Consider the following 6168-nt stretch of genomic DNA (forward strand, 5'->3'; position numbering starts at 1 on the left):
CTCATAATACTGACTCTAATGTTTCTTTTACCTGATTTTAAATCATGAAATCTTTTTATCAAAAAATAGCCTTAAAGACCACACACTAAAAGTTTCTCTATCAGGTCTAGGTGATAGCCTGTTTCTGCAAGAGAGTCGAGCGCCGATCAGTGGTGAACTCATCGGATTTGAGCCATGAATGTCTATATTTAATTACAGATACCTTAGAGGAAATTTATATGTTTGGACTGGGATGGCCAGAAATAGCTGTAATTACCATAGTCGCTATTCTAATTTTTGGGCCGAAAAAAATTCCCGAACTGGGAACTGCGCTGGGCAAAACCCTACGAGGTTTTAAGGAGGAGATGAAAACTCCCAGCGAGGAAACCAATCAGGAAGAAGAAAAACAATGATCAAAGGAGTCAGAATACAGGAGTCAGTGCGTTGGCTCCTGCTGATTCCTGACTACAGCAAAGTATTAACAACAGAAGAAGGTGTGATCCCATTTTGGGAATCGATGACGTTTGTGCCGGGATTTTGTTGGAGTGTCTCTTCCTTCGCTAAACCACGCAGCTTAATTAACTTAATCGCGCGAGTAACACTTTCTGGCAAAATTACCACCAGACTGTTATCAGGAGCCATGTCTAAGCCTTTATTTATCGCTTCGGTTTCATCCAGAATTGATTCATAGCGGCTATCAGGCTTAACTTGGGTGATGCCTTGAATAATCAACTGGGCGGCTGATCCCCGTACTCGTCCCCGTGTGTCATCGTCTTCTTTAATGATGATGTAATCAAAAATTTGTGCTGCTAATTTGCCCAAAGTCACAAAGTCTTCATCACGGCGATCGCCAGGGCCACCAATTACGCCAATCCGTTGTCCTGTAGTCCAGTTCCGCACAAAGGAACCTACAGCTTCGTAACTGGCTGCGTTGTGGGCATAGTCCACCAAAGCGTGGTAGTTTCCTAAATTAAATAGATTCATTCGTCCTGGCGTTTGACTAACTGAAGCCCGGAAGGTCTTCAAACCAGCCCGAATCTGCTCAATTGTGACGTTTTGCACGAATGCCGCCAAACTTGCAGCTAAAGCGTTGGCAATCATAAACGGCGCACGTCCGCCCATTGTTAAAGGTATATTTTCGGCTCTTTCTATGCGGTGTGTCCAATCACCTTTAACAATTGACAAATAGCCATTTTCATACACCGCCGCTACTCCACCCTTTTGGATGTGCTTTCGCACCAATTCCGAGTCGGGGTTCATGGTGAAGTAAGCAATATTAGCCTTAGTTTTTTCTGACATGGCAGCGACGCGGCGATCGTCGGCGTTAAGTACCGCATAACCATCAGGGAATACAGCTTCCGCTACTACACTCTTGAGGTTAGCTAACTGCTCAATGGTATCTATATCGCCTATTCCTAAGTGGTCAGAGGCTACATTTAAAACTACCCCCACATTTGCTGCTTCAAAGCCCAATCCAGACCTGAGAATGCCACCGCGAGCCGTTTCCAGTACTGCTACTTCCACTGTGGGATCTTGGAGGATCACCTGGGCACTTTGGGGGCCTGTGTTATCGCCAGCTTCTACTAAGTAATCACCGATATATGTACCATCTGTAGTCGTATAACCTACTACCTTACCAGTCTGTTTATAAATATGTGCTAGTAGTCGGGTAGTAGTGGTTTTGCCATTAGTGCCCGTGATGCTGAGGATCGGAATTTGGCTAGATTGCTCGTTGGGAAACAGCATATCCATGACTGCGCCAGCGACGTTGCGAGGAATACCCACGCTTGGGGCAACGTGCATTCGGAAGCCGGGAGCGGCATTAACTTCGACAATCACGCCATTCACTTCCCGCAGAGGACGGCTAATATCCGTGGTGACAATATCGAGTCCGGCGATATCCAAACCGATAATTTTGACTACCCGTTGTGCCAACCAGAGATTTTCTGGGTGAATTTCATCGGTACGGTCTACAGCACTACCACCTGTACTCAAGTTTGCCGTTGCCCTGAGATAAGAAATAGTGCCTTTGGGTGGCACACTATTTAGGGTGTAGCCTTGCCTTTCTAGCAACTGGTAGCTGGTGCGGTCTAGTTCAATCTTGGTGAGGACGTTATCATGTCCTTCACCGCGATTTGGGTCAAGGTTTGTTTCCTCAATTAGTTCGGCGATCGTGGATCTGCCGTTGCCAATCACATGAGCCGGAACGCGTTCGGCTACTGCTACTAACTTGCCATTTACCACCAGTACTCTGTGGTCGCGCCCAACGTAATATCTTTCGACAATAATTGACCGGGAAACCTGCCTGGCAGCTTCGTATCCGGCTTCAGCTTCTTCCCAAGTTCTGATATCAATAGTGATCCCACGTCCATGATTGCCATCCAGGGGCTTGATGACGATGGGATAGCCGCCAACGTATTCAATAGCTTGTTCCAAATCGTCTAAGAAGTTGATCACTGTACCTCTGGGTACTGGCGCACCAGCCGCCGCGAGGATGCGTTTAGTTGCTTCTTTATCGCAAGCTAGTTCTACGCCTAGAATGCTGGTGTTGTCCGTCATTGTGGCCTGCATCCGCTTCTGGTTCACGCCGTAGCCTAGCTGAATCAAAAAGCGGGCTTCCAGAGACATCCAGGGAATACCTCTTTTTTCTGCTTCTTTGATGATCGCTTCTGTAGAAGGGCCTAAGGAAGCATCACGGGTAAAGTCTTTCAGGTCTTGGATATCTTGCTCTAGTTCTGCCTTGGGGTAACGGCCTCGATCAACGATACTCTGGCACAGGCGAACTGCGGCTCGTCCAGCGTAACGTCCCGCTTCCTCATTCAGATACTCGATCACTACTTGGTAAATTCCGGGTGTGGCTGTTTCGCGGGTGCGACCAAAGCCGACATGCATACCAGCTAATTCCTGGAGTTCTAGGGCTACGTGTTCCACGATGTGACCGATCATAGTGCCTTCTTTGACTCGCATCAAAAAACCACCACGACAGCCAGGCGAACAATAGTGACCCTCCAGACTCGGCAGCGCCTCAACTAATCCTTCATAAAAGCCAGGGATTTCATTGGAGGGTGTCTCGCCAAGGGTTTCTAAATCGAGGCGCATGACGATCAATTTGTGGCGTCGAATGCTCCAATAGTTTGGGCCGCGTAAGGTCTGGATCTTGAGGATTCTCATGGGAATAGGTAGATGGAGATTCGGAACCAAAATTCTAGTTTCTTACTGAAATTGACCGCTAAACTGTTTACAATGAACAGTTTTTTCTTTTTACATGGTATTTTGATCATTATTTGTGCAACAAGAAATAATAATGTGCGGTCAACTCAGTGTAACCTCAGATACTCTATCCCGTCAGCTGGAGATTCGGTGTACAGCAGGCAATACAGTGCGCTGATACAAGTGGAAGCGATCGCCGTAGCTGAGGATATGGAGACGTAAATTATGCACGGTTAACGGTTCATTAGCACCAACATAGGGTTCGTTGGTGTGAGTGAGTTCAGTGGGATCGACAATTGTAACACTGCCTTTGCCCATAACTTGTAGCCAACCATCACGTTCAAACACTGCACAAGTATCTTCGTCAATGCCAATACCTAAGCGATCGGGGTGAGCTGCGATCGCACTAATCAGTCGCCCCATGCGATTCCGGTTGTGAAAGTGTTGGTCAACGATTACTTCGGGAATAAATCCCAAACCAGTTGCCATATCGATTAAGGAACGATTTGGTGACTCTCCACTACCGCCGCCAGCAATCATATGATGCCCCATCACTGCCGCTCCTGCACTGGTGCCTGCTAAGGTAAGTTCCCCCGCCCTGACTCGCTGTCGAATAATTTCCATTGCTGGGGTATCTGCCAATACCCCACACAGACGCAGCTGGTCTCCTCCTGTCAAAAACACCCCACTACAGGCTTCTAAGGATGCTTTGATCTGGGAGGCTTCACACTGTTCCCGTTCGCGGATGTCTAAAATTTCTACCTTCTGGGCACCCATTTCTTCAAAAATGCGAATATACCGACCACCGATGATCGCGGGTTCGCGTGAGGCAGATGGAATAATTGTAATATAAGCCTTACTAGCACCAGCACGTCCAAAAAAAGTTCGTAGGATTTCGCGCCCATGAACTTTATCTTCTGCGCCTCCGATAACTAGAACGGCGGTTTTAGTTGCTTGAGGTGTCCTCATTTCTAGCGATTTAGCTTGTAATTGCGGCATTTTGTTTCTCCTGTCAACAACTTCAGGTGAATTTAACAAGGATCAGTAGCAGCCATGATTTTTGCGCTTGGCTTCTTTGAGAGGACACTTTTTGGAACTTTGGAACAGGGCCAGGCACTCTCCAAATTCTCGCTTAACGCTCGCGTTGCCTCAGCCTAAACGTGTTTGTTCCCCTTCCTCAAAGCCAGCGCCTTGTTTTTCATCTGTCCACTTGCAGCAGGGCAAAATAGTCTTTAGGGGGCTAGATTCCCCCTCTAGGGTTGGGGACGAGCAGATCAGACTATGCTTTTTCGTGAGGCTGGCTCGATGCATCCTGGAAGTTGTTAACTTGATATGATTATTAATTTAAATGTACTTGTGACAACATTTAAACATAAATTAAGTAATTAGAAAAACTTTTGATTCCATCTAAAATCCAAGGGGTCTGGTAGTTTTAGATACTATTGATAAAGTTTAACTGGAGTTTGACCCCACCTCGGCTTGATGATGTTTGCTAGACATTCAAATTTAAGATTAGTGTCCTCGAATACGAATAACTGTGCGCTTTGATATAGTTACGCTTTTTCCTGACTGTTTTAACTCTGTTCTCAATTCCGGGCTACTCGGTAAAGCCTTAGCCAAACAGATTGCCGAAGTGCATCTGGTTAACCCACGGGACTTTACCACTGACAAGCACCGAAAGGTAGATGATGAACCCTACGGCGGCGGCGTTGGGATGCTAATGAAGCCAGAACCTATTTTTACGGCTGTGGAGTCGCGGCCGATTCTACCCCGAAGAGAAGTAATTTTGATGAGTCCACAGGGTCAAACAATCAATCAAGCTCTTTTGAAAGAATTGGCGATAAATTATGACCAGTTAGTAATTATTTGCGGACATTATGAAGGAGTGGATGAGAGGGTGCTGCATTTGGTAACTCGTGAAGTATCTTTAGGGGATTTTATTCTGACTGGGGGAGAAATTCCAGCAATGGCTTTGATTAATGGCGTCGTGCGGCTCTTACCGGGAACTGTGGCCAAAACTGAGTCGCTAACAGCAGAAAGTTTTGAGGAAGGGTTATTGGACTATCCCCAATATACTCGTCCTGCCAATTTTCGCGGCTTGAAAGTGCCTGATGTCTTGCTCAGTGGGAATCACGCCGCGATCGCGCGGTGGCGTTACGAACAACAAATTCAAAGAACAAGCGATCGCCGCCCTGATCTCCTGGAAAAATTGGAACCAGGAGACCCGGAGGAGTAGGGGGAACAGCTTTCAAGAGTAAATATTTAAAAAAGGGGCAGAATGTTTTAGTCCACTACATTTATCTGGGATTTTAAGTCTTTAGCCAGAAGGAGAAAAACCTTTACCATTAGCGGCAGATGCATCAACTTGGAGCGATCGCTTGACAGTAGTAGGAATAAGTATCGTTTACCGATGTTGTGTTATACCATTTCACACAAACCCTGATACATATAGATTTCTCGTAGGGGCACAGAAAAAGCTCATTGGTGTCAACTTAAGCGAAAAATCGCTTATCTGTTGGCTTCCATGCTCGCCTGGAACTTCAGTTCCTTGTGGGACATGGCTTTTACGTTAAGTTGACAGGTATGAACATTGCTGTGCCCTTACCAACTTCATGTCTCTCAAATCACCCTCTCTACTGCCTGATTTTTACATACCTACCCTTGAAAGCCTACTACCCAGCCCCCGATCTGTTTATTTGACCTCATCTAGATCAAAAATTAATTTTTATGAGAAATCCCCTACAAAAATTAGCGATTTGCACCTAATATGATTAAAGGTATGTAAAAAATTGTAAACTTGGTTAACAACCCGGTTAAATCTCTGCTTATAGAAGGCTTTTATCTAGCCATCTATAATACAGATACAACCTGTACTTATAAACATTTGGAGATTTGCTCTCATGACCATCGCAGTTGGACGCGCACCCAGTAGAGGGTGGTTTGACGTTCTCGACGACTGGCTCAAGCGCGATCGCTTCG

General features: G+C 46.1%; 4 protein-coding genes. 2 read left to right on the forward strand and 2 right to left on the reverse strand.

Going from position 1 to position 6168, the window contains the following annotated elements:
* The first annotated feature begins 218 nt into the window (after positions 1–218).
* Positions 219–392, forward strand: coding sequence for a twin-arginine translocase TatA/TatE family subunit (gene tatA / locus HWQ38_RS09295; RefSeq protein WP_179069315.1), 174 nt, complete (start codon positions 219–221; stop codon positions 390–392).
* A gap of 52 nt (positions 393–444) precedes the next feature.
* On the opposite strand, the gene cphA is transcribed toward tatA, so the two are convergent.
* Both cphA and HWQ38_RS09305 read right to left on the reverse strand, forming a co-directional pair.
* Positions 445–3150 (reverse strand): cyanophycin synthetase, encoded by a 2706-nt coding sequence (gene cphA / locus HWQ38_RS09300; RefSeq protein WP_292792526.1) that lies wholly within the window; start codon positions 3148–3150, stop codon positions 445–447.
* Between the two features lie 174 nt (positions 3151–3324).
* Positions 3325–4188, reverse strand: coding sequence for a cyanophycinase (locus HWQ38_RS09305; protein WP_292792528.1), 864 nt, complete (start codon positions 4186–4188; stop codon positions 3325–3327).
* Positions 4189–4726: 538 nt separating this feature from the next.
* Here HWQ38_RS09305 and trmD point away from each other — a divergent pair.
* Complete coding sequence (gene trmD / locus HWQ38_RS09310; protein WP_292792530.1) at positions 4727–5425, forward strand: tRNA (guanosine(37)-N1)-methyltransferase TrmD; 699 nt, start codon at positions 4727–4729, stop codon at positions 5423–5425.
* The last annotated feature ends 743 nt before the right edge of the window (positions 5426–6168 follow it).

It is taken from the genome of Nostoc sp. NMS7 (genome assembly GCF_017115085.1).
Lineage (GTDB): Bacteria > Cyanobacteriota > Cyanobacteriia > Cyanobacteriales > Nostocaceae > Nostoc.